The sequence below is a fragment of the Clostridium sp. D33t1_170424_F3 genome, assembly GCF_015667585.1.
Lineage (GTDB): Bacteria > Bacillota > Clostridia > Oscillospirales > Acutalibacteraceae > Anaeromassilibacillus.
Genome location: NZ_JADPEG010000026.1, coordinates 1 through 23,896, shown reverse-complemented (window position 1 = coordinate 23,896; position 23,896 = coordinate 1). Strand labels below are relative to the sequence as shown.

11 protein-coding genes and 1 tRNA gene are annotated in these 23,896 nt (G+C 54.3%); 5 read left to right on the top strand and 7 right to left on the bottom strand.

The annotated features are described in order from the left end of the window. The 5 genes from I4V53_RS13535 to pgeF all read right to left on the bottom strand — a co-directional run. Positions 1-3,868, bottom strand: a 3,868-nt coding sequence (locus I4V53_RS13535; RefSeq protein ID WP_195986227.1) for a glycoside hydrolase family 97 N-terminal domain-containing protein, incomplete at its 3' end; no start/stop codon positions are given. A 244-nt stretch (positions 3,869-4,112) separates the two neighbouring features. Further along, positions 4,113-5,075 (bottom strand): alpha/beta fold hydrolase, encoded by a 963-nt coding sequence (locus tag I4V53_RS13530; protein WP_195986226.1) that lies wholly within the window; start codon positions 5,073-5,075, stop codon positions 4,113-4,115. A 388-nt stretch (positions 5,076-5,463) separates the two neighbouring features. Continuing rightward, positions 5,464-6,153, bottom strand: a complete 690-nt coding sequence (gene trhA, locus I4V53_RS13525) for a PAQR family membrane homeostasis protein TrhA (protein ID WP_195986225.1) — start codon at positions 6,151-6,153, stop codon at positions 5,464-5,466. 74 nt (positions 6,154-6,227) lie between these two features. Further along, entirely contained in the window at positions 6,228-7,127 is a 900-nt protein-coding gene (locus tag I4V53_RS13520) for a radical SAM protein (protein WP_195986224.1), read from the bottom strand. Further along, on the bottom strand, positions 7,115-7,969 hold the full coding sequence (gene pgeF / locus I4V53_RS13515) for a peptidoglycan editing factor PgeF (protein WP_195986223.1): 855 nt from the start codon (positions 7,967-7,969) through the stop codon (positions 7,115-7,117). Before pgeF ends, I4V53_RS13520 begins: the two co-directional genes overlap by 13 nt. A 148-nt stretch (positions 7,970-8,117) precedes the next feature. Between pgeF and I4V53_RS13510 the strand changes: the two genes are divergently transcribed. Beyond that, positions 8,118-9,167 (top strand): serine hydrolase, encoded by a 1,050-nt coding sequence (locus tag I4V53_RS13510; RefSeq protein WP_195986222.1) that lies wholly within the window; start codon positions 8,118-8,120, stop codon positions 9,165-9,167. Positions 9,168-9,194: 27 nt separating this feature from the next. Here the strand turns inward: I4V53_RS13510 and I4V53_RS13505 are convergent, their stop codons facing one another. Then, complete coding sequence (locus tag I4V53_RS13505) at positions 9,195-11,591, bottom strand: cation-translocating P-type ATPase (protein ID WP_286167166.1); 2,397 nt, start codon at positions 11,589-11,591, stop codon at positions 9,195-9,197. A 480-nt stretch (positions 11,592-12,071) separates the two neighbouring features. Here I4V53_RS13505 and I4V53_RS13500 point away from each other — a divergent pair, with 480 nt between their 5' ends. Next, complete coding sequence (locus I4V53_RS13500; protein WP_195986221.1) at positions 12,072-13,241, top strand: O-antigen ligase family protein; 1,170 nt, start codon at positions 12,072-12,074, stop codon at positions 13,239-13,241. Between the two features lie 138 nt (positions 13,242-13,379). Then, positions 13,380-13,455 (top strand) — tRNA-Ala (locus tag I4V53_RS13495). 101 nt (positions 13,456-13,556) lie between these two features. On the opposite strand, the gene I4V53_RS13490 is transcribed toward I4V53_RS13495, so the two are convergent. Next, entirely contained in the window at positions 13,557-15,857 is a 2,301-nt protein-coding gene (locus I4V53_RS13490) for a collagen-like triple helix repeat-containing protein (RefSeq protein WP_195986220.1), read from the bottom strand. Positions 15,858-16,032: 175 nt separating this feature from the next. Here I4V53_RS13490 and I4V53_RS13485 point away from each other — a divergent pair, with 175 nt between their 5' ends. Together I4V53_RS13485 and I4V53_RS13480 are read left to right on the top strand one after the other, a co-directional pair. Continuing rightward, positions 16,033-16,560 (top strand): putative immunity protein, encoded by a 528-nt coding sequence (locus I4V53_RS13485; RefSeq protein WP_195986219.1) that lies wholly within the window; start codon positions 16,033-16,035, stop codon positions 16,558-16,560. A 327-nt stretch (positions 16,561-16,887) separates the two neighbouring features. Next, positions 16,888-23,896, top strand: a 7,009-nt coding sequence (locus tag I4V53_RS13480; RefSeq protein WP_195986218.1) for a glycoside hydrolase family 97 N-terminal domain-containing protein, incomplete at its 3' end; no start/stop codon positions are given.

The following is a 23,896-nucleotide window of genomic DNA, read 5'->3' as shown; positions in this document are numbered from 1 at the left end:
TGGTCTTATTGACCGTCTCAAAGACAAACTGCAGGTTTTCCGCATCCATGCCCATTGTGAAGTCGTACAGGTATTCCTTACCGCCGACCACCGCCGGCTCCGCGCCGTTCACGGAGACGGAACGGAACACTTCGTTTTCGAGCCGCGGCGCGAACGCCAGCTGCAGCTTTGTGCCGCTGTCCACGTCCTTCTGGGTGTACTTGCCAATCAGGTCCGCCAGCTTCTGCTCTTCGCCATTTACTTTCAGCGTTACGTTCTTGCCGTAGGAGACGCTGAGCTCACTTGGCTGCGCCGCCGGATTAACAACGGCAAACGGAAGGACGGTTCCCTCCGTGCTGTCTCCCGGATAATAGGTGAAGTCCTCAAAGGTAATGTCCGTGTTGATCTCACGGCCGCCGTTGAACGCCATTACACCCAGCTTGATATTCTCTTTGCCTGCATTTCCAACAGATGTACAGACCTGCTCGCCTAAACTGACCCAGGTCTGGTTGTCGTAGCTGTAAGAGGAGGTAAAGGTCGTCCCCTTCTTCGTCAGCTTCAGCCAGGCTGGCTTTCCGTTCTGGGTATCCGGCGACGTCAATTCTTTGTAGCCGTTTTCATACTTCATGAAGTCAAAGCAGTTGTTGCCAAATTTCTCATGGAAACGGCGCATGGCGGCAATCAGATGTTTTTCATCCGTCATGGCAACCAGCGCACCGGTTTGGAACGACGCGTTAAAATCGCCGGTCACCTTAACCGTTGCGGTAAAATTTTCATCCGCGGGCGCCGTTATCAACATATTCTTTATGGCACGATCGCCGGAGGTCTGTCCAACATCCCCATATTGGGAAGTAACTGTAATGGAATTTTCGGCATTGTATTGCAGGAACTCCGGATTCTCACGCCCAACGTTCCATACCGCATCGTTGACCAGATACGGCTTTGCCTTGACGGTGACCACGCATTCCGCTTTGACGTCCGGATTCAATGCAGACGCCACCGTAATGATTGCCGTGCCGGGCTGCAGCGCCGTAACCTTCCCTGCGGAAACGGCAGCAACCGTCTCGTCGCTGGAGGACCACACCAGATCACGGAGCAACGCGTCTTCCGGCTGGAAGGTTGCCGTAATGGTCTCCGACTGGCCCTGCTGCAGCGTCATCTCCGTCTGATCCAAAACAATGGACGTAATGCTGGAGGGTTTCTCCTTCAAAATTTTGACCGCGCAGCCGCCGCCCGCTTTGACCGGGATCGAGAGCGTATCCGCATTTGTCACTTCCTTTGCCTCAAACGCCATGCTGCGCTTATCACCGGGACCGTCGCGGTAAATCAACGCGTAATAGGAGCCGTCGCCCAGGAAATCCAGCGGGAATTCCGCGTTGCGCGCGTCGACGGAAACACAGGCGCCGTACCAGTCCTCGCCGCTGCGGCGCACCATGGTGGTAAAATCACCCACTTCGCCGTCGAGCAGCTTTGTGTCGTCCCATACCACGGGCATATTCTGATAGAGGGAATAAGCCGGGCTGCTGCGGTAATCCGCAATGCTGCTGGCCAGGCAGTGCATGCCGCTCTGCACCAGCACGGAGAGCGCCGCCTGGAAGCCGGTTGTGGTCGGGTTGCTGCCGCGCGGATAGATTTGCTCCGTCACGTCCGCCGGTCCGATCGCGGCGCGCGTGAACGGAATGACAGAATACTGGAACGGCGTGAGGGAATGCTCCTCGCCGCGGACTGCCTCACGCGTCAACACGTTCGGGTAGGTGCGCACTTCGCCGGTCGGTTTGTTTGCGCCATGCGCATTGACAACCAACCCATACTTTGCACAGTCTTTATAGATATCATCGTACAACTGCATTCGGCTCTGGGCCTCGCTGTCAAAGAAATCGACTTTGATTCCTTTGATGCCCTTGGCCGCCCAATCCGGCAGGCGCGCGGCGCGCTTCTCCGGCGTGTTGAGATCGTCGCAGATGACCCACGCGATCAGGCCGACGCCTTTTTCGTCCGCATACGCCTGGATCTCGTCGTACCAGTCAAAATAGCCTTCGTACGCATAGCGCTGATGGTCCGGGTTCGGCGCTTCCGGCTGCCAGCCGCGGTCCATAATGAAATACTCCCAGCCCATCTCAGCCGCAAAGTCGATGTACTCTTTAATAGCGGTGGTATCGCTTTGCATATTGAATCCGCCCACCAGCCAGGTCCAGGAAGAAACGCCGGGCTTCACCCAGGAATAGTCGTCCTGCACCGCCGGGTCGGGATCGGGGCTGAGATTTTCCACCATCGTATTCTCCACGATGTCGCTCAGCGTACCGATGATTGCCGTGCGCCACGGCGACAGGAACGGTGCGCCTGTCTCGATCGGCTTGGAGCCTTGCTCGATGGAAGGCGTGATCTGCAACAGGCCGGTGCCGTCTGTTTTGACCATGGAACCGGAATATGCGCCGCTGAGGTCCGCCTCCGTAAGCAGCGCGTACACATCGTCCGGCGTCTTGACCAGAAGGGGGATCGACTGGTTACCGTTCAACTTGTCAATGGCCACCTCTGAGAAAGAGGCCTCATAAGAAAAGCCGCTGCCGGTATATGGCATGGCCCACGCGGTGGAACCCGCCGGAACCTGAAATGCGGTATTTTCCTTTGTGATGGAAAGCGCGTCCGCGTTGCCGGAAATCCCGTAACGGACCGCGATGCCGTCGTCATACGCGCGGACAATGACGTCAAACTGTACGCCATCCTTGGTAAAGGAGATGGTACGCTCCTCCGCGCGGTTGACATACTCCGCCTTTTTGCGGGACGGCACCGTGTAGGTCTCGTCGATCTTTACCACATTGGAAACGCTGGCATATTCCAGCCCTTTTGAGAAATCGGCAAGGTTTGTTTCCATTCCCAGTGCCGCCCAGTCGAGGACGGTCTTGTCCTCCCGCAGCACAGTGTAGGATAGCGCGCCGGACTCGCTGAGGCGGAGAATGGTCTGTACCGACTGGTCGGGTGATTGCAGAGACCAGACACGGCCCTCTACTTCCTGCCCCACAACAATCTCTACTGATGCGGTCTTTGTTACTTCTCCAAGGGTCGCCTCACAAGTGATTTCTGTGATTCCATTGGCCAAAGCGGTCACAACGCCAGCATCTGAAACAGAAGCAACCGTTGTATCACTGCTGCTGAACACAAGGCTGCCTTCCTCAAAGACGGCGTCCGTACCGTCCACCAGCGTTCCGGCAACGGTCAGCGGGGTATTTTCGCCGACATCCAGCATATTTTTTCCCGCGCGGACAGAAACGGATTTCAGGCTCTTCAAAACCGCTTCGTTCAGCAGCAGTTTTGCGTCGGCCCATGTACTGTGATCTCCCTGCTTGTCCCCGTCGCCGCCGTCTGTCGTAATCAGGGACAGCGTCTTGGCGTCCTCCGGAATGGCTACGCTGATTTGCAGCGGGCTACTGTCCATTCTGCGCACGTCGCTGCGGTAAACTTCTGCCCCATCGATCTCGACGACAAACTCGCAGGAGCTTTTTTCCTTCTTATCGTTGTTTTCTCCGTCGTGGATACCGATCCAGGAAGTGAATTCTTCCGCGCCCATTCCCTCAATATCATAGACCAGTTTGGACGGAGCATGGATACAGATTCCCTTTTCATAGACGATATGCCCGCCCGCTCCGTCGCGGAACTGAAGCGGCTTGTTGTCCAATCCCTGGTCCCTCTGCGGTTGTCCCCATGCCGTCGTCGCGGAAGCCCATTGCAGGTCACTGATATAAACGCCTTCCTCTTCAGCCACCTCCGATATGGCGGCAGACAGACCATCTTCCACCTGCACTGCCTGTGCAAAGGTCATCGCCGCTCCCGACGCGGCCATTTGAATGACCATGGCCATTGCCAAGAATGAACGCCATGTACTCCTTTTCATGTACAACTCCTCCTAAGTATTTAAATAAGTGCGCTCTTACTTTTTACCTCCTTTCCTTGCCAATTAATCATCCTGAATGATTATTTGAATTTTATAAATAAAAATATAAATTAAAACCCATTACTTTTATATCATATCATGTAATTTTTTAGATTGCAACTTCCCCTTTTTACCGCAATAAAGTCCATATTATAAAAAAAGACTGTGCTTTTTAACAGCACAGTCTTTTTTGTTATTATATTCTTTACGACGCGTTTTCTTCCGTCTTCGTCTGACGGACCGCAGCTTTCATAAATCCGCAAATGTCTTCATAAACCTGTTGTTTATTGCTCTCACAGAGCACCACGTGGCGCGCCTCCGGATATAGAACCAGATGTACGTCATGCCCGGTTTTGGCGAGCCGGTGCGCTACCTGCCGGACGCCCTTTCCGTTGTTTCCCACAGGGTCTTTGTCGCCCGCCATCAGCAGAATCGGGATACGCGGCACCGCACGGAACCACTTTGTCGTCCCAATCAGCGCCTGTAAATCCAGAATATCCCGGTAGCCGGAAATCGTCAGATCAAAACCGCAGAGCGGATCATTGGTGTACCGGTCCACCTCCGCCTCGTCCCGGCTGAGCCAGTCGTTGGCTGTACGGTTCGGCGCAAACGCCTGATTGAATCGCCCGGTGGAAAGTTTTGCGAAAATAGCGTCGTGCGCCTTCGGTCCCAGCTTCTTGATTCGCGCCTCCGCAAAGGTGCGCTGCCCCGCCAGCACGCTCTTCCGCTGACTGCCACAGGTGCCGAGATACGCAACCCCGGACAAATCGTCCGGATACAGCACGGAATAGGCGCGCGACAGGAACGACCCCATACTGTGCCCCAACAGCAGGTACGGCACATAGGGGTAATCCCGGTGCATGATGTCGTGCAGCTTGTGCATATCGGTCAGGAGGTTGCGGTATCCACCCTCTCCAAAATAGCCGTAAGAGCCGCCTTTGGAGACGCTCTTTCCATGGCCCAGGTGGTCATTGACCGCCACTGCAAAACCGTTTGACGCCATATATCTGGCAAAATCCATGTATAAAAGGCTGTGCTCCGCCATCCCGTGCGCGATCTGCAAAACCGCTTTCACGTCTTCCCGGTCGACGGGTTCCACAATCCGGACAAAAATGCGTTCGTCGTCTGCACAGGACTCGAAGGACATTTCTCTCTGCAACAGTTCCATCCTTGGAAACCTCCTTCAAAAAACTAACCCCCGGTAGGGTTGAGGTTATTATTCCATAAAGAGGCGTAGCCTCCCTCACAACGGAACAATGTTCTCTCAGCCGTCGGAAGCTCTGCTTCCGGTTACAGCGTGAGGTTATTATTTCATAAAAGAGGCGCAGCCTCCATCACAACGGAACAATGTTCTCTCAGCCGTCGGAAGCTCTGCTTCCGCTAACGCCGTGAGGTTATTATTCCATAAAAGAGGCGCAGCCTCCATCACAACGGAACAATGTTCTCTCAGGCGTCGGAAGCTCTGCTTCCGCTAACGCCGTGAGGTTATTATACCGCAGTACAGCCGGGGATAATTAAAGGAATTGTAAATTTTGAACGAAGAAACTTATTTACTTTCACACAGCAACGTTATAAACAACCAAAAAATGAAAGAAGCTTCCAGCAACACAAAAGAAATGCCAGACGGAATGCATGTATTTTACAGTGCGCCCCTTGCCGTAGATGATCGCGCCCACGGTATAGAACACGCCGCCGATCACCAGTAAAATCAGTGAAACAGTATCCAGCTTTTCTATCAGCGGCTTTATGAAAAAGATCACACACCAGCCGAGGCCGATGTAACAGATCATGGAAATCACTTTAAAGCGCTTCATGTCGATTGCATTGAGCAGAATTCCCAGCAGCGCGACGCCCCAGACAAACCAGAACAGCGCCCACCCCACCGTGCCGCCCATACAGAGCAGCGTAATAGGCGTGTAGGTCCCCGCAATCAGCAGATAAATCGTACAGTGGTCCAGCACCTGAAAAACCTTTTTCGCTCTTCCGATTCCCAGAGAATGATAAACAGTAGAAACCGTGTACAGCAAAAACAGCGTTCCGCCGTAGATCGACACACTGACCATTGTCAACGCATTGTGCGGCGCCTGCACCAGCAGGACAACCAGCGCCACCACGGCAAATATAGCGCCGACGCCGTGGGAAATCGCGTTCCAAATCTCTTCCGCCGTTGTATAACTGGGCAGCTCCAGCCGTCTTCTTCTTCTGGCTCTGCGTTCGACCCTCCGGGCGGGACTCCAGTTTGCCATACAATCACCCTTTCACCCAAATATCACATAGTTTTTAAGACTAGATATAATCATATTCACATTACATTCATTTGTCAAGGGGATACGCCCTCCAAATCGAACGGCGGGATAAAATCCTTTTTTGCGGACTGCAATTCCTGTACATAGCCGTCCAGTCCCAGCAGGAACAGGTGCTGCTGAACCTTCTCATATTCCCGGCGGGTAATCCGCCGGTTGATCTCCGGGAATTCTGCCGCTCTTCCGCAGGGCACATATTGTGCCATCAGGCTGACCTGGACGCCCGCCGGCAGGTTCTCCGCCAACCAGTCCAGGACTGCGATGGAATTGCGCGTGTGCCCCGGCAGGATTAAATGGCGGACAATGGTACCGCGCTGCAAGATCCCTTCCTCATTAAAAACAACCGGACCCGTCTGCCGCGCCATTTCCAAAACGGTTTCTTTCGCCCTCTCCGGGTAATCGCGCGCCCCGGACAACCGGCCGGCCAATTCGGCATCCATATATTTAAAGTCCGGCAGGTAGATGTCGATCAGGCCGTCCAGCATGCGGAGCGTCTCCAAACGTTCGTACCCGCCGGAATTATACACCACCGGAACCGGAAGCGGGCGCAAGCGGAGCGCCTCCGAGATTCCCGGCGCAAAATGCGTGGGATTGACCAGGTTGATATTGTGCGCGCCCTGCTCCACCAAACGGAAGAAAAGATGGGAGAGCTCCCGTGCCGTGACCGTCTTTCCGATTTTATGCTCCGCGCTGATTTCGTAGTTCTGGCAGTAAACGCACTGCAGGGAACAGCCTGTAAAAAAGACGGTTCCAGAGCCCTTCGTGCCGCTGATGCAGGGTTCCTCCCAGAAATGCAGCGCCGCGCGGGCAACTTCCGGTGCCGCGCCCCGCCTGCAAAAGCCGGTTCCGCTTTCTGCTTCCCGGCGCACCCCACAGGAACGCGGGCAAACGCGGCAGGATTCGATCAAGTCCGGCATCCTGTATCCTCCTTCAGGCACAAAAACGCAGCCAGCCCGCCCCGCTCTCCGCCGCTTGCCCGGTGAGAGTACAGCCAGTCTGCATGACACCGGGTACACAGCTCTGCGACTGTGATGTGTTCCGGCAGTATTCCTGCGCCGCATAAAATACGACGATTGGCTTCCCACAGATCGAGCATATATTTCCCCGCACCGCAAGCCTTCAGCAGCGTTTCGGGCTGCCACTCCGGGTGCGCCGCAAACGCGTCCGCAACCGGGCCGTCCACCTCATAACAGCAGGGACCGATAGATGGTCCTACCGCGGCGATCAAATCCCGCGGATCGCTGCCAAATTCCTCCCGCATCGCTTCTACCATCCGCTTGCCCATACCGGCAACCGTTCCGCGCCAGCCGGCGTGCGCCAGCCCGACGGCGCGCCGCACCGGGTCCAGAAAATAGAGCGGGACGCAATCGGCATAATAGGTTACCAGCGTAACACCCGGTTCATTTGTGAGCAGACCGTCCACACTCGTTCTGTCCTTCGGTTTATAAATCCCCACACCCCGGTCTTCTTTTGTTACACGTCGCACAACTGTGTGATGATCCTGCGCAGAGGCCGTCAACGAGTTGAAATCAAATCCGGCCGCGTTGCAAAAAAGACGGTAATTCTCTAAAACATTTTCATCTGTATCGCCCCGGCCAAAGCTCAGGTTCATAGATGAAAATTCCGCCTGGCTGACGCCGCCGACGCGTGTGGAAAACGCATGGTTGATAAAGGGAAACGCGGAAAAGCCGGGAAAGGTCAAATAGGAAACCCCAAGATGGTTGTGAAGTATCATATTTTCTGCATGGCTGGATTCCATGTATATTCCTCCAAAATCAAATAAAGATTGTCTGCATTTTATCACATGTACTGCGCAAAAGCAAACGCAATCAAACGACACGGTTTTCTTGCAAAGTGCGCGGAAATAGAGTAAAATAATAAGCCAAAACGGGTGAAAGGAGAAGCGTATGCAAAAAAAGCACAGATGGTGGAAGCTGGCAGTCCTTCTTCCTCTGACGGCGCTTTGCCTTTTGGCTTATCCCCGTATTACCGCGATGGAAAGGCAAGCTGTCCCGGCGGGAACAATCGCCGACTCTCTGGACGAACTCCGGTCCCAAATACCGAGTCTGGAGCTGCAAACAGAGACGCTGGAAAACGCGCTTTCGTCCGCCGTCTCCTCCAAGCCGCCTGTGGAGGAACCTCCAGCAGAGGAGCCCCCCGCTCCCGTATTCAGCCTCACGGAAGCGGAACGGGAAGAATTGGACGAGCTGATTGCTTCCTACGGACGGGGCGTTTCCGTCTACTACAAAAGCCTGGTACATGGGGACGTTTATGAGTATGCGGCAAACACCGAATACTATATTGCCAGTATTGTAAAAGCCCCCTATGCCTTATATATCTACCAGATGGCGGACGAGGGTCTCTGCGATCTATCGCAGACCTATCCTTATCAAGCGGCCTACAACCAGGGCGACCAGAATATTCTGTTTCAAAAGTACGATGAACGTGTTTATACCCTGGGCGACCTGCTGGAGGTCATGATCCGCTACAGCAACAACACCGCGTTCCGAATGGTCCGGGAATTTTACCCGATCGAAGGCTTTCTGGAATTTGTCCGCACGCTGGGTCTGGAAAACGAAGCCTGCATGGATTCCATGGAAGTGTCGGTCATCCGGGGCGGCATCACCGCGCACGACGCCGGCATTCTCATGGAAAACATCTATGCCTATATCGAAAGCGACGCGCCGAACGCAAAGAAATTCAAAGAGGACCTGCTCCATACGGAACAGCCCATGCTGCAGTCGCATTATCCCATGGCGCGGAAACTCGGTTCCTGGGACGGCGCCATGCACGACATGGCCATTGTCTACGCGCCGGAGCCGTACATTCTCGCTGTATGTACCAACCGGGGCCACAGCGACGACAACGCGTACCGGGAAACGGATTACATTCCTTTTACAGAGATTTCTGAAGCGATCGAACGCTTATCACAGAACAATCAGGAGCCTGCGGGGTAACCCGGCAGGCTCCTTTTTCACGGCACTTTATTCCGCGTTGCGCATGACAATCTTTTCGACCACATGGAGTACGACGCTCATCATGCACACGGCAAAGATGAGCAGCGGCGCCAGCACAATGACCATTGGGGCCGTAAGCCCCACCAACGAGAACAGCGGCCGGAAAAACAGCATCGCCAAAATAAATCCGGAGGCCAAAAATACGTACAGCGCACCGCGCAGCAGATTGAACGGCAAACACACCTTTAATAAGGTAAGCAGCCCTGTGAAGCCAGTCAGGATGACCGCCAGCGTGGAGATCTGCTGGTCTGTAAAGCCAAGGAACAGGGATACTCCTGTCAGCAACAGAATATTCGCCACCATGGTCAGCGCGCCGGGCAGGGATTTCTTGATTACGTTGACGATAAATCGTCCGCGTATCCGCTCCTTGTTCGGCTCCAGCGCCAGGATAAAGGACGGAATCCCGATCGTAAAGGTATTAATCAGCGTAAACTGAATCGGCTGGAACGGATACGGGCTTTGCAAAAAAATAAAACAAACGGCGATAATTGTGGAAAAAATGGACTTCACCAAGAACAAAGAGGAAGAACGCTGCAGGTTGTTAATGGAACGCCTTCCTTCCCGCACAATGCGCGGCATGCTCGCAAAATTGGAATCCAGCAGCACCAGCTGGGAAACCGTGCGGGCCGCGTCGCTGCCCGAGGCCATCGCGATGCTGCAATCGCTCTCCTTGAGCGCCAGAACGTCATTTACGCCGTCTCCGGTCATCGCGACCGTGTGCTTTTTCTCCTTCAGCGCCTTGACCAGATCCAATTTCTGCTGCGGCGTCACGCGTCCAAACACCGCGTACTTTTCCGCCGCATCCTGAATATCCTCATAGGTCTTTAATGTCGTCGCGTCCACATATTGATCCGCCCGTTGCAAGCCCGCCTTTTTGGCAATGTTGGCCACCGTAACCGCATTGTCCCCGGAAATCACTTTGATGTCCACATCCTGGTCCGCAAAGTATTCCAGGGTTTCCTTCGCGTTATCGCGGATTTTATCACTCAGCAGGAGCAGTGCAAGCGGCGCCAGATGCTCCGGCAGCTCCTTCTCCCGGAACGGTTCGGTAGAATGCGCCAGCAGCAACACGCGCTGTCCCTGCGCCGAATACTCTTCTATTTTTTCACGCAGCGTTTCAAACTGTTCCTTCAAAACGAATTCCGCCGCACCGATTACAAACGTACCGACCCGCTCAAACGACGCGCCGCTCCACTTGCGTGCGGAGGAAAACGGCACCTGGCCGGTGCATTCCCACTCCGGTACGGAGGAGCCGACCTCTTTCAGCGCCAGAAACGTCGGGTTGCTGTCGTTGAGCGCGTGCGTCACGGCGGCAATGGCGTCTTCCGTTTCCGTGCGGGTAATCGGGCAAAGCGGTTCAATACCGTCCACCTGCATAGTCCCTTCCGTAATGGTGCCCGTCTTATCCAGACAGAGGGTATCCACGCGCGCCAGCGTTTCAATGGAGTACAGGTCCTGCACCAAAGCATTATGGCGGGAGAGGCGGATGACGCTGACCGCAAGCACTACGCTGGTCAGCAGGACAAGTCCCTCCGGAATCATGCCGATCAGCGCCGCGACGGTGCTGACCACCGCCTGATCAAACGGCTGAGCGGTCAAAGCATATTGCTTGTAAAACAAAGCCACGCCGACCGGGATGATTGCAAAGCCCAAAATCTTGATGATTTTGTTGATGCTGGTCATGATCTCCGAGTTCGGCTTTTTCATATATTTGGCGTTATTGGTGATCTGCGAGGCATAGTTATCCGCGCCGACGTGCTCCACCTGCGCCCGGCAGTCTCCGCTGACGATGAAGCTGCCGGAGTACAGCAGGTCTCCCGGACGTTTGACCACCGGGTCGCTCTCCCCGGTCAGCAGGGACTCGTTGACCTCGCATTCCCCAACCGCCACAATACAGTCCGCGCAGACCTGATTGCCCGCGGACAGCAGCAGGATGTCGTCCAGCACAAGTTCTTCCACCGGCAGGCTGTACTCCTCTCCCTCGCGCACGACCTTCGCCTTCGGCGCTGCAATCAGCGACAATTGATCAATCGTCTTTTTAGCCCGGATTTCCTGAAACGCACCGATCAGCGTATTGGAAATCACGACGCCCATAAAAAGCAGGTTTTTGTACGAGCCGACCAGGAACACCATCGACGCCAGAATAACATTTAAAATATTAAACGGCGTAATCAGATTGTCCCGGATAATCTGCCCAACGGTTTTGGTTTTCATTTCTCCATCCCCGTTTGTCAGCCCCTGCTGTTGGCGCATCTGCACCTGCAATTGATTTAATCCGGTTGCATACTCCGGCTCAAACCGCTCACAATATTCCTGAACGGCATCGTTTGTGTCCGCTTGTATCATATCTTTCTTTTTTCTCATAGACGCTCCTTTTCTCCTGATTCTCCCGCAGAGCCAAGCGCTCTATCTCTCATCATTTACACGGTTGAACCGCGTTATGCAGATATTTACAGGAAAGCAGCTATTTTCCTTTGCTGTACCAATCAGCCGGCATCTTCCCCATGCTTGTTATTATACTATCCCATTCCACAAAATGCTATATTGTAACAGTATTTGTAAGAACTGTTAAAAAAGCGTTCATACTTCCAGCGTATTATCTAAAAAGCAATGATGCAGTCAATTTTATTCGATGGAATATTGACCTTGCTCAAAAAGAAAAATCTGTTATAATAAGATACCGTAGTCCAATAAATGATTCTAATTTACAATTATTCCCACTCTGTACACCATTCCGCCAAATCTTTCAGAAAGGAGAGGAAGAAGATTACACATGTTATCAAAACCAATTGGACGCATTTTAAGGCTTCCGTTGACAGCAGAGAAATTGACCGGCTGGTTCCATTGGGCCTGGTAATTTCCTTATTTTTTCCGTTTTACATTTCCGTTTCCGCTGTCAGCGCCGTTGCTGTGATGACCATGATCAGCTATCAAAAGCGCTCCCGCGCATTGGAATCTCCCTACTGCAAATTTCTTTTGGGGTTCCTGGTCGTACCGTTTTTTGTGTCCGCTGTCTATAACAATTATATGGGCATGCTGTATGCGATTCTGCTTCTCGCCTCTGTGATCTGCGCGTTTTATTTGAAAAGCGTTATGACCCGGCAGGTCTTTCATCAAATGATGGATCTGGCCTGCTTATCCAGCTTGGGCTGCGCAGTGATTGCATTTTATCAGAAATGGTCCGCTTACCCGGCCGCTGCGGATTACCGCCCCGTATCAAATTTTTCAAACGCCAACTATTACGGTATGATGATCGAGTTCGTCGTTTTAATTGCGTTGTACCGTATTTTTACAAATCCCAAAAGAAAAGCCCTCTATATGGCTGTGATCGGCGTTAATCTGGCCGGCCTGTATCTGACCGCCAGTATGTCCGCCTGTCTGGGCGTTTTCTGCGCCGTAATGGTTTTCCTCTGGATGAAAAAGCAATATGTTTGGATGGCTGCATTTTTGACGGCCGCCGTTTCCTTTTTACTGCTCAGTATTGCTTTTCCGGCGGCGTTTCCCCGCATCGAGGCGATTGACAGCACTTTTGAGCAGCGCCTGTCCGTCTGGGCCGGTTCCATCCGCGGCATCCAACAGCATCCGTTTCTGGGGCAGGGCGCGACTGCCTATCAGATGATCTGCGGGATCTTTGGTACCTACCGCACCTTCCACAGCCACAACCTGCTGCTGGACGTCCTTTTAAACTACGGGCTCATCGGCGCGGGCGCAATGGGGTTCTATATTTATATGCAGGGCAAATTGGTGGCGCTGCGAATCAAAAATCATATTTGCAACAATATGAATATTCTGCTGATCTCCGCTTTTACAGCCGTCCTTGTGCATGGATTGACCGACGTCACGGTATTCTGGATTCAAACCGGCATGCTGTTCCTGATGATTTTTTCCAGCACGGGCATCCACGCTTCCTATCTGGAATGGAAGCTGCGCCTGCCACAGGCGGCAGTACTGTCTCATTACGCACCGGAGCTCGGTATGCGGCCCATCTATATCAAAAACGGGCGTGCAATTTAAACGAAACGTCTTCCCCGCGTATTTCTACGTGGAGAAGACGTTTTTTGCTAAAATTTTTTATTTTAGTAGTTGCAATGGCTGTGAAAACGTGCTATAATAATCACCGTTGTCAGGGAAAGCCTGTTCGATATTTTATATGGGCCTGTAGCTCAGCTGGGAGAGCGTTCGGTTCGCATCCGAGAGGTCGTGGGTTCGAATCCCTTCAGGTCCACCATAGCAAAAAGACGTTACGAACAAAATTCGTAACGTCTTTTTTGTTTCCATAAAAACCTCTTTTATATACCCGCATCATCCGCCGCACATTCAAGGCGCCCTTCAGGCCATGGCGGATTTTACCGCATTTGCAATGGCACGGTCAATATAGGATTTGGTTTCCATCGCGTAGGCCGCTTTGAAATACGGCTTCAATGTATCCGGACAGGACAGTTCCCCCGCCCGGACCATCACGGTTTGCAAAGCAGACCTTGTGGTGGTTGGCAACTCCCGTACAATTGGCTTCAGGCGTTTATAATAGACGGTAACCGGGTGTTCCGACAGCCACACGCACAGGCCCGCCGTATCCGGTGTGGAGAGGCGGCTGACTGATATGGACAAATCCAATCTACCATACCCGGGCTCTCTGTTATACCACTCCCAAGTGGTAACATGCTCCCCACCCGCATGGATGTTTCCATAACACGACAGGCAATCGGACACACAATAGATGTTTCCTGCGTCTCCAAATTTGCCGTTGTCTCCTCCAAAATCATACGCAGTTCCTTCCATGTGCGCTTGGCAATATTGTCCGTCCTCCGACAGATAACTTGTCCAGGCACGCGTTCCGTTCAGAACGATTTTTCCCACCCGGCTGATATACGATCCGTCGAGGGTTATTTCATCCCGTTCTCCGTCTGGCAAAGCATACAAAACAGTATCGCATGGGATCACATACGATTCGCCTGCCATGGAAAGCGTTACGCTTCCGCCCTGCGCAACACCATCTATTCTCGCGGGATTTTCCGGGCTTTTTATCATCTCCGGGTCCGTTAAGGTTTCCTGCAGATTTCCGCCTATGGAAAGCTTTGCAAACGGGATCTGCTCGATCGGGTCAATCATAGACGCCTGTCCGAAGCCTTCCGTTTGTTCTAAAATACAGGGTGCAAAATTGGGTTTGGATGCAAGATAAATGCTGGTCCGCAGGTCTTGCCGGTAGGATAAGCCCATGAACGACACGGATATTAAAATATCCCCGTTATACTGGACGACGCCCGCCTTTGTATGATATACCGTGGTCCCTTCTGCAAACGTATGGACGTTCCTCAGCGCTTTCTGCGCCTCTTCACAAAGCACAACACTGGTCCCATCCGCTCTGATAATCGCATAGCCCCCAGCTGTTTCTCTGATTATATCGCCTCTAGGCAGTTCCAACTCATCCGGATGCACAGTGGTATCCGCTGCAAGCAGCGGAAATGTAACAGCACTCTCATGATAAGCCGCAAATAGGGTCTCTTGTTCTCCAAATTCAATCTGCGGATAACGCACTGTAGGTTCATCCCCGCTCTGCGCCCGCAGCATCACTCTGAAACTTGCGGTTTCCCCTACCGTAAACGTTCCGCTGCACCACTTACCTCCATAAGGCTGTAAATAGATCCGCTCACTGGCTGTATAAACGCCCGGATGCAGCACAAAGTTGTCAAAGTAAAAATCGCTGAACCCGTCCGTGCTGTTTGGCTCTCCGCTGACCGCAATGGAGCCGTTTTCCAAAACCTGAAACGTGACGCCCGAACGCTCATAAACACGGGCAGGCCCAATGTTCAGCAGATTTTTCCCACAGGAAAGCAGTTTTACCGGGCCTGTGACATTTTGTGTACGCCCTTCTTTGACAATACTGTTCCCCGCAAGAATCAGACACCGTGCCAACCCGCCCGCATGCGCCGGAATATGCAGCGGATGGCCGGAAACAGAAGCCCAGCATTGATCCAATTTGCCGGACAACAGAAGGTCAGATTCCGCATGCGTATACGCGTTCGTAGCAGGACCGGGATCTCCCTTTGGCCCCTGCGGCCCCACTGCTCCCCGGGGGCCGGCCAGCCCCATCAGGCCATGCGCGCTTACGCCGCTGTCTATAAAGGCGTCCGTCTCCATATCCCATTCATACCAGTTATCGTTTTCTCCAATGTAGGGGCAGCTTTCGGCAACAAGCTCTACGGTGCGTTCCACCTCTTCTTTCAGGTTGATGATGCGCGACTCGTATTCCTCAAACACCGCAGGGAGCGGCGAGGGGAGTACATCCGGCGTGTTTACACTGCCGTTTACCCGCAGGTTCAGAAGCGCCGATTTTTTGATGCGCCCGTCCGGGGCGGCCGCACGCAGCTGTACGGAAACACCGTCGCTTTGCCATACATACTCTTTTTTTATCAGGACCGATAAAATCAAATTTCCCTCTGCAATCGTTTTTTCCACAGGCCAGATGTTGTACATTTCTCCCTGCATGACGTCGAAAACCATATCCCAATTTGCATATTCCGTGCCTAACAGCTTCACTTGGAGCGTCTGCACTGCATTTTCTCCCATGTACCCGAGGACCGCATCCTTCGCTGCTACAGTAAACGTCCAGTCCTTTTCCAAAATAATCACATTGTTCTCCTCCTGCTTTCTGATTTAAATACAAATAATAGTCCATATACAGGTTTTTTCCGACAAAATTTTGCTCCAACGGGACAACATAGTAATCTTAACTTAAACTCTTCATGGCTATGCCGCAGCTTATTTTAAGCCTGGATACCACAGACAAAGAAAGGATGAAACAGAAATGGCAAAACCCCGAAAAATGCTGGGCCATGTAGATGACCCGCAGGTTACCGCCCTGATGCGGATGATAGAAACCCAAAGCAAAGCAACCTTGGCCAATTGGGCCGCCTCCTATGCGGAAGCCCATTTCCTTCCAATTTATGAAAAGGCTTACCCAGAGGACACGCGGCTGCGGGAACTGATCCTGTCAGTAAAAATGCATCTATCCGGGAAACAAAAGCTCAGTGAGGTAAAGGTTCTGTTAAAGCAATCGCGTCAAATTGCCCAGGAAGCGGAAGAAGCCCCGGCGGCACAAGCTGCCGCACGCGCCGTTGTAACCGCCTGCGCTACAGTCCAGACGCCGACAAACGCTCTGGGATTTGCCTTTTATGGCGCCGCCGCGTCCGCTTACCACCAAGCGGGGATATCTGCTTCCCAAGAACACTGCGACGCCATAGCTGCCAAAGAACTGGATAAAATGGTGAAATCACTTCAAAGCGTAATGATCGCCAATGAGCCCAATCCGGTTAAGATTGTGTGGAATTGCTGAAGCTGCTTCCCGGAACATCCTTTTCTTACTGCAATATTTGACCTGTCGCAAAAATCCAGACAAACCGCGGGTTCGTCTGGATTTTTCTTTTTATGACGGCATTGCTTTTCTCCATCCAGTTTTATTCTCGCCTGCTTAACAAAAAGCAGGTATTTTACAGATGTACATTAATATTATTCTCCGCCAAATGAGCACTGCGCAGAGCAAAACTTATTTATTATAGATAAAAATACAATTGATAATGGAACACTTTTGGAACACTCCCCCTGCTATAATGACGGACGAACAGGCAAAGAATTGCCTGAAAAACAAAGGAGGAGAAGAAAGATGAAAAAAAGAGTATGGCGCTCGCTGCTGTCTCTTGTGTTGGCGTTTTCCATGGTATTTTCCATATGGGCGCCGGCGCTTGCCAGAAGCGAAGCCGCCAGGGACTGGGATCCCTCCGCGGAGTATGAGATCCTCACCGTGCTGAAAGACGCCGGCATCGAGGTCTACAGCGGAAACACCAGCCCGGGCGCAACGGTCGACCTGTGGTGGAACTACCACGGGGACGCCCTGTATTGGCGGCTGATTGCCGACGAGAATCAGGAATACTACCGGATTCAGCCCAAAAACACCTCAGCCACCGTCCTCATGCCGGTGGATTCCCAAGCGGAAGCCGGCGTAAACCTGACAGTGGGAAACATTGATAACGCAGACGACTCCCAATGGTGGAAAATTGTCCCCGCTGAAACGGATGGACAATACCGGCTGCTGAACAAGGCCTCTGAAGCCGGCACGCCGGCATACGTCGCGCTTAAGGACGACGGCGTCAACGACGGAACGCCTGTTGTCCTGTCCGACGGAACGACGGCGTCCAGCTGCTGGAAGCTCAGCAAAGTGGAAGTCGCCCCGCCGGAGCCGGTAGACCCGGTTGTGAACGTCTCCGCCGGCAAAACGCTTCTACAGGCGGGAGAGTCTGTTTCCATAAAGGTGACGGCGAAAGACGAATATGAAAATACCATCGAAGACTATGAAGTGAGAAGCAGCAACCCGGAGGTTGCGGAAGTCTCACAGACAAGCAAGGGCATTGTTGTGACGGCAAAGGCCAACGGCGTCGCCTCCATTGTCGTCTCTGCGGCATTGGAAGACGGAACCGTCGTGGAAGGCTATACGCCGGTTATCGTGGGAACCGATTCCATCGAAGGCGTCATCGTTCCGCTGAACGCGCCAAACTCGGAGGTTTCCGCGCTGTTTGCCTATGATGAGGCCTATGGCGCCGCCTCCTACGTCGCCATGCACGGGGATTCCGTCGTGGTCTCCGCTTCCCCCATGGGAATCGTGACCAGCGCGGGGGATTTCCGCAGCGGCCTGAAGCTGGTGGACGTGTTGGAAACCAGCGGTACGGAGGAGTACGACCTCTTTGGCGCGAAGGTAAAGCACGTAAAAGCGCCCTTCAACCAGAAAACCTTCTGCTTTGAGAAGGACGGCGTTTCCTACGACGTCATCCTGCGCGCGTTTGATGACGGCGTGGCATTCCGTTACAGCGTGGACGGCGACGCGGATACGGCGCTGTCCATTTCCTCCGAGCACACAGGCGTGCGCCTTCCCGAGGGCGCGTACACCTGGGCAATGAACTACAGCCAGTCCAATGAAGACGTGGAAATCGAGCACGCTTCCCTGAAGCAGCTCAACTACAGCTATTCCATGCCTCTTCTCTACAAAACCACGGACGATGTATACGCGCTTGTATCCGAAGCGGATCTGGACGGCACCTACTGCGGCGCGCAGATTACAGGCGACGGAACCGGTCTGCTGAACATCGTCTTCACGCCGGAACAAACCGGCGACGTTGAGACGGTCCTGCCCTTCGCCAGCCCGTGGCGCTATGTCGTCATCGGCGATCTGCAGGCCATCACCAACAACACCCTGGCCGAGTCCCTGGCCCCTGCTTCCAAGGTGGAGGATACCAGCTGGATCGAAGCGGGCGTAACCGACTGGACCTGGCTCAACGGCGATCTGCGCCACGACCAGCTGCCGGACGGCGTCACCTTTGAAACAGCCGGCCTAGAATACTACAAAAAATATGTGGACTTCGCGGTTGAAATGGGCTGGAAATACCAACTGCTCGACGAAGGCTGGCAGCCGCGTGGCAACACGTGGGCAGGCGAGCATGAATACGAGGGCTACTACAAATGGATGCCGGACCTGATCGAGTACGCGGCGGAAAAGGGCGTCGGCCTGATCGTCTGGGCGCGGAAAGCCAACCTCGTCAACGACGAATACCGCCAGAAGCTGTTCAAAGAATGGGCCGACATGGGCATCAGAGGCATCAAGCCGGACTTCTTTGATTCGCAGGATCAGGATACGATCCAGCTGATTGTCAAAATGATGGACGAAACAGCGGAAAACCATCTGTTAATCAACGTACACGGCGCGGGCAAGCCGACCGGCGAACGCCGCACCTGGCCGCAGGCAATTGCACGCGAGGCGGTCCGCGGCGCGGAAGCTTATGCGGTTGACAATGAGGAAACCTGGGGCGCTATCATGAACGCGCACCACAACTGTTCCCTGCCGTTTGTACGCGGTGCGGTCGGCCCCATGGATTACACCCCCATGGTGTCCTACGGAGCCAACGATAACCTGACCAACCACAACCCGGCCCGCTTCACCGTGGCGCAGATGACGGCATTGCCGGTCGTTTACGAGTGCGGAATGCAGTGCCTGGCAGACAAACCGGACGTATACCGTGCGCATCCCGGCTATGAGCACTACTTCAAGGACATGCCCTCCGAGTGGGACGAAGGTCTTCTGCTGGACGGCTACCCGGGCCAGTATGTAAACATGGCGCGGCGCAATGGCGATGAATGGTATCAGGGAATCATCTGCAATGAGAAGCAGGATGCGGATTTCTCCCTCAATTTCCTCGGCGAAGGCGAATACATTGCTTACATTTATAAGGATTCCCCGGAGGTTCTCAGAGACGGCCCCGCGGCGCACGGCGAATTTGGCCGCCACAACCGCGACGGCAGCAATCTGGTGGTTGACGCCGCGACGGTTAAGAGCAGCATCGTGGAGGAAATCCGGACGGTTACAAAGGCCGACTCTCTCTCCATCCCGCTCGCACAGGGCGGCGGCGCGGCCATTCATTTTGTTCCCAAGAGCAAAGTGGAGCAGGAAGCCCCGCAGATCGTCAAAGCCAGCCTTATTACAGACAAGCTGGTTGAGCTGAAATGGAACCAGGACGTCAAGGGCGCGGATGTGAAGTCCAGCTTTGCCGTTTTGGTAAACGGCGAACCGGCGGAACTGAACGACTATGGCTATTCTGCCGGAAACGGCGCCCTCTACTTTGACCATATGACCACGCTGGAACTGAAAAACGCCCCGGCTGAGGGCGCAGAGATCCAGGTCCAGGTGACCGGCGAAGTGACAAACGCACTGGGCGTTGCCGCGGATGCAGAAGCGGTTTACACCGTGATTGACGCTCCGTTCTATACCCAGTCTGTGCAGGCGAAATCCGGCGTCACCGTCAAGTCCAGCGACGCGGTGGAAGTCTCCACGCTGCAGGCGGCGGCGGACATCATCGACATCATGCTGGAAAAACGCCCCGATGTCGCCTCTGCAATGCTTGCAAACGGCGCAGAGCTCGCCGTCTACGGCAAGGGCGAAAGCGCTTACAGCATCCCGGAGCATCGGGCAACCTACGACCCGGATATGTACTATGTGGAAGGGTACGGCGGCATGATGGGTAATCCGGTCGCCAGCATCTATGACGCGAACGTACTGCGTCTTCTGCAGGAAACTTCTCCGGAGCATTACACCAGCTATGCGGACGAATCCGTTCTGGTGCATGAGTTCGGCCACTCCATCCAGCTGCTTGGCGTGGATGCCATTCCCGAGCTGAAGGTGGAATGCGACGCGGCCTATCAGGCGGCGAAAAGCAAAAACCTGTGGCCGAACAGCTACGCCATTTCCAACCGCGAAGAGTATTTTGCAACCTGCACGGCAATCTGGTTCAACGCCATGTCCGAGTCCTCCGACGGCTCCTGGGACGGCGTGCGCGGACCTGTCAACACCCGTGAAGAATTGAAAACATACGACAGCGCCATGTATCAGTTCCTGGCCAAGCTCTATCCGGATACCGCCGCGGTCTCCGAGGCCTGGTCCAACGTTCCCGACCGATTCCATCCGAACGAGCAGCCGGAGACGCCGGAATGGAACGCCAACGCGCTTTACAAAATCAAAACAGCCCTGAACGGGCACTGCATGGAATCCAACAGCAACAATTCCAGTGAAGGCGCAATCGTCGACCTGTGGTGGGATTATGACGGCGACGCGGAATACTGGCGCCTGATTCCGGATGCGAACAACGACTATTACATGGTCCAGCTCAAGGATGCAAGCTCCACCGTCCTGATGCCAAAGGACTCCAAAGCGGAGGAGGGCGTCGCCCTGACCTTCGGCAAAACAGACGCGGCAAACGACGCGCAGTGGTGGAAGATTGTTCCGGCGGAGCAGGCGGGAACCTACCGCCTGATGAATAAAGCTTCTGCCGCCCCCCTCTATCTCGCCCTGGAAAACGACGCGTCTGCCGACGGCACGCTCGTCATTCTGGCAAAGGATACCGCCCCCTCCAGCGTATGGAGCGTGGAGGAGCAAAAGAGCAACGACAACATCCACAAGGCTGACCCTGACGCGGTCTACCTGAGCGATCTCGAATGGATCAACGCGGTGGACAGCTGGTTCCTGGTCCGCAAGGATTTGACGGTCAACCAGACGCAGATTTCCTGGAAGGAAAACGGTGAAACCATCATCTATGAAAAGGGCATCGGCACCTTCGCTCCCTCGCAGGCGGTCTTCAATATCACCGGCCTGCACGCGGAAACGTTTAAGGCGGTCGGCTGCTTCCCGGCCGGCAAAGGCAATTGCGAATTTATCGTGCTGGCAGATGGCAAGCAGATTTACTCCAAGGCGCTTTCCTATGACGGCAACCAGATCACGCCGGATAACGGAGCGCTGGAAGTCGCCATTCCGGAAGGGACGCAAACCCTGACCCTGTACGCAAAAGGCAGCTGCAGCGCCACCTGGGCGGATGCACGCCTGTACTGCGACAAAGAAGCCCAGAAGGATCTGGCCCGCGTGACCGTGAGAGCCGCGGAAACCTGGCTGCAGAAGGGTGAAACCTCCGCGATCAGCGCGACCGGGTACATCGGCCAGGTCGGCAGAGGCGGCCTGCAGAATATCAAAGCAGACCTGACAAACGCCACGATCGCCTACAGCAGCAGCGATGAGTCCGTTGCAACCGTCCAGGACGGCGAAATCACGGCGGTTTCAGACGGAACCGCGACGATTACCTGCAGCGTCGAGCTGAACGGCGTGAAGCAGTCCGCTTCCCTCGACATCATCGTTGGAAACGGAGACAAAAATTCCTGGACTGCTGCGTCTCTGGACGGAAGCGTAAAAACCCTGTTCACCCAGCGTGACGACGGCTCTGTCGTCTATGCGGTTTCCCGAAACGGCAATATCGTAATCGGCGCTTCTCCCACCGGGTTGACCACCAATCTGGGCGACTTCCGCACGGGTCTGACCTATGTTGATTCCAAGCGCGAAACCGTCAAGGATTCGTACGATCTGATCGGCGCGAAGAAGAGCCATGTGGACGCCGCCGGCACAGAGCTCACCATGGGCTTTGAAAAGGACGGCGTGAGCTACCGCATCGTTTGCCGCGTCTACGACGACGGCATGGCGTTCCACTACGCGATCGATGGACAGGACGGCACGGAGCTGACCATCTCCGCGGAAGCCACCGGCTTCCTGATGCCAGACGGCTCCACCGCACAGACGATGGACTTCGACAAAGCAAACGAAGACCTTTACTACCAGCACACGGCGGAAGAGCTGGAGGGCGGCTACTGCATGCCGCTGCTCTATGAGACGCCGAACGGCGACTGGGCGCTTCTCTCTGAGGCCGCTCTCACCCCGCAGTACAGCGGCGGGCAGATTGTCGGACACGACTCCGGCATGCTGGACGTTGTGTTCTCTCCGGAACAGTTCAGCGACGTCACAACCACCGCACCGTTTGTTTCTCCGTGGCGCTATATGGTCATCGGCGATATTGCGGACATTGCGGAAAACACTCTGGCGGAAACCCTGAACCCTGACTGTGAAATGGACGACGTCAGCTGGATCGAACCGAGCCCGGTCGACTGGACCTGGCTGAACGGCGACCTCCGCCACGATAATCTGCCGGAAGGCACCTCGTGGGAGGAAACCGCGCCGAGACTTTACAAGGAATACATCGACTTCGCCGTTGAGATGGGCTGGAAATACCAGCTTCTGGACGAAGGCTGGCAGCCGCGCGTATACAACCGCGGCAACGACCTCTACGACGGCTATTACGACTGGATGCCTGAGGTTCTGGACTATGCGAAGGAAAAAGGCATCGGCCTGATCGTATGGGCCAACAAGCGCGACCTGGATACCCCGAAGGAGCGCGAGCGCATCAAGGAATGGGCCGAAATGGGCATCGTGGGCATCAAGCCCGACTTCTTCGATTCCCAGAGCCAGGAGATTATCGAACTGCTGGATATTCTGACCAAGGAGACAGCGGAAAATCATCTGCTCATCAACATCCATGGCGCAGGAAAAACCACCGGAGAAAGAAGAACCTATCCAAACGCAATCTGCCGCGAGGCGATTTCCGGCGGCGAGGGCTGCGTAAACAACGCATACTTTAACTGCATGCTGCCGTTTACCCGCTTTGCCGTGGGCGGCGCGGATTTCACCCCGATGGCCTCCTACAACAACACCTTCGGCAGGAAGGACGTCACACAGGCGCATCTGACGGCGGAATCCATCGTCTTTGAATGCGGCATTCAGACGATGGCGGATAAGCCCGGCATCTACCGTGCACATGCGGCGTATGAAAACCTGTTTAAGAACCTGCCCACCACCTGGAACAACTCCATTCTGGTGGACGGCGACCCGGGCCACTATGTGAATATGGCCCGCCAGAACGGCGACAATTGGTACGTCGGCATCCTCTGCAACGAGGCGCGCACCGCGGAATTTAATCTCGACTTCCTGGACGACGGCGCTTACACCGCCTATATCTTCCGCGACAGCGACGATCCGAAGAATACCGACAGCCAAAAAGCCATCATCACAGAAACCATGACAGTTACCAAGGGACAGACTCTGTCCATCGACGTCAAGAAGACCGGCGGCGCAGTTGTCAAGCTTGTAAAAGCCGACGCAAAAACCCTGGAAGTCAACTACAACGGCAAGCAGGCGTCCCTGTTCGTAAACGATGAAGAACAGAAACTGGCGAACCTGACCGGCAGCTACAAAGCGGAAC